This is a genomic window from Pseudomonas sp. xss_4 (assembly GCF_043104125.1).
Lineage (GTDB): Bacteria > Pseudomonadota > Gammaproteobacteria > Pseudomonadales > Pseudomonadaceae > Aquipseudomonas > Aquipseudomonas parafulva_B.
The window spans coordinates 1-2,523 of the sequence record NZ_JBICKJ010000056.1 but is presented as its reverse complement, the minus strand read 5'-3'; the positions used below and the strand labels follow the sequence as shown (position 1 = coordinate 2,523).

2 protein-coding genes are annotated in these 2,523 nt (G+C 58.3%); both read left to right on the top strand.

Translation table 11 applies throughout. The features are described 5' to 3' along the window. The first annotated feature begins 97 nt into the window (after positions 1–97). On the top strand, positions 98–1,597 hold the full coding sequence (gene istA, locus ACF8GB_RS10585; protein ID WP_024087936.1) for an IS21 family transposase: 1,500 nt from the start codon (positions 98–100) through the stop codon (positions 1,595–1,597). Beyond that, the gene (gene istB, locus ACF8GB_RS10580) at positions 1,590–2,390 is read left to right on the top strand and encodes an IS21-like element helper ATPase IstB (protein WP_058166677.1); all 801 of its coding nucleotides are present in this window, start codon (positions 1,590–1,592) and stop codon (positions 2,388–2,390) included. Before istA ends, istB begins: the two co-directional genes overlap by 8 nt. The last annotated feature ends 133 nt before the right edge of the window (positions 2,391–2,523 follow it).

Here is a 2,523-nt window from a genome sequence, read left to right as displayed (position 1 = left end):
ACTGACCCAGTTTCGCCCATTGTGCTGACTGAAAACTGACCCAGGTGTTCCACTGTACCTGCTCAATTTTTGAGCAGGAGAACACAGGGTGATCAGCATGGAAATGATGGGCAAAATTCGGCGGATGTATTTCCGCGACAAGCTGTCGTTGCATGAGATAGCCAAGCGCACCGGCCTGTCGCGCAACACCATCCGAAAATGGGTCAGAGCGTCGGAGTCCAAGCAGCCGGTTTATCAGCGTCGAGCCGTGTTCAACAAGCTCAGTCCCTTTCACGAGATGTTGGAGCAGGCGCTGCGGGCTGATGCCTTGAGGGCCAAGCAACATCGTCGCAGTGCCAAGGCGCTGCTGGCCATGATCCGCGCTGAAGGCTATGACGGCGGCTACAGCCAGCTCACTGCCTTCGTTCGTCATTGGCGCGGAGAGCAAGGCAAGGCGGTACGGGCATTTGTGCCGTTGGCGTTCGCATTGGGCGAGGCCTTCCAGTTCGATTGGAGCGAGGAAGGCCTGCTGATTGGCGGTGTTTTCCGACGTGTCCAGGTCGCGCACATGAAGCTATGTGCCAGCCGAGCCTTCTGGCTAGTGGCCTATCCCAGCCAAGGGCATGAAATGCTGTTCGATGCCCATACCCGCTCATTCGCCGCCATGGGCGGCGTGCCGCGTCGCGGCATCTACGACAACATGAAAACGGCGGTCGACAAGGTCTCCAAGGGTAAAGGCCGCACGGTCAACGCTCGCTTCATGGTGATGTGCTCGCACTACCTGTTCGACCCGGACTTCTGCAACGTAGCGTCCGGCTGGGAAAAAGGTATCGTCGAAAAGAATGTCCAAGATAGTCGGCGCCGCATCTGGCTGTCTGCCTGCGACAATACTTTCCATAGCTTCGAAGAGTTGAATGCCTGGCTTGCCCAGCGCTGTCGGGCTCTGTGGCACGAGCTGATCCATCCGCAGTACAACGGCCTCACCGTTGCAGAAGTCTTAGAACTGGAGCGCGTCGAAATGATGCCGATGCCGACGCCTTTCGACGGTTATGTAGAGCGCACGGTTCGCGTTTCCAGCACCTGTCTGATCAACGTGGCCCGCAACCGCTATTCAGTACCCTGTGAGCGTGTTGGCCAGTGGGTCAGCAGTCGGCTCTATCCCTCGCGAATCGTCGTGATTGCCGATGATGGTGTGATTGCCAGCCACGAGCGCCTGTTTGATCGCGATCAGGTCAGCTACGACTGGCAACACTATATCCCCCTCATTGAGCGTAAACCGGGAGCCCTACGCAATGGTGCCCCGTTTGCCGACCTACCCAAGCCACTACGCCTGCTCAGGCGCGGGCTGCGGCGGCATCTACAGGGTGATCGGGTCATGACCCAGGTCTTGGCCGCCGTGCCCGTCGCTGGCCTGGATGCTGTCCTCGTAGCGGTTGAGCTGGTTTTGGAATCTGGCAGCCTGAGCGCTGACCACATCCTCAATATCGTGGCCCGTCTGACCGCCCGTGAAGCACCACCCTCGGTCGAAACCAACCTGCAACTGAAAGTTACCCCTATCGCCAATACCGCGCGCTATGACCGGTTGCGCAGCACAGATGAGGAGGTGCGCAATGCGTGATCTTACAGAGGAACTCAAAGACTTACGCCTGCACGGCATGGCCACTGCCTGGGCAGATCTGGCCGCACAAGGTGAATCCACCACCGCCTCATCGAAATGGCTGATCGAGCATCTCCTCGATCAGGAACACGCCGACCGGGCAGTGCGCTCGGTACATCATCAGATGAATATGGCGAAACTGCCCATACACCGCGATCTGGCTGGCTTCGACTTCGGTGTATCCAGCGCTGATGCCCGGCTGATCAAGGAACTGTCCACTCTGACCTTCACCGACACAGCTCAAAATGTGGTGTTCATCGGCGGCCCTGGCACCGGTAAAACGCACCTCGCCACCGCCCTGGCGGTGGCCAGCATCACCCAACACAACAAGCGTGTACGCTTCCACTCCACGGTCGATCTGGTCAACCTGCTGGAGCGTGAGAAGCACGAGGGTAAGACAGGGCGTATCGCCCGAGGACTACTGCGTGCAGATCTGGTAATCCTTGATGAGCTTGGCTACCTACCTTTCAGCCAGAGCGGCGGGGCCTTGCTGTTCCACTTGCTCTCTAAGCTTTACGAGCACACCAGTGTGATCATCACCACCAACCTCAGCTTCGCCGAATGGTCGAGCGTATTTGGCGACGCCAAGATGACCACGGCCTTGCTCGACCGATTGACCCACCACTGCCACATCGTCGAGACGGGGAATGAATCGTACCGCCTGCAAAACAGCACCTTAGTGGCCAAGACCAAGATCCAGGCGAGGGAGCGCAGGCGACAGGATATCGAGGAGGCGGAGAACGACCCGTTTTGAACTCTTTGGGCTGGCCTTGCTGAGTGCAGGGTCAGCACTTTTACGACGCTGTCGACTGCTAGGCTTATCCACAATTGCCGGGGTCTAAATCGGCAAGCAGCCCTGGGTCATTTTTCAATCGGCAGGGTGGGTC

Coding starts and splice junctions, on each gene's coding strand:
- istB (WP_058166677.1), top strand. CDS start 1,590: ATGCGTGATCTTACAGAGGAACTCAAAGACTTACGCCTGCACGGCATG.
- istA (WP_024087936.1), top strand. CDS start 98: ATGGAAATGATGGGCAAAATTCGGCGGATGTATTTCCGCGACAAGCTG.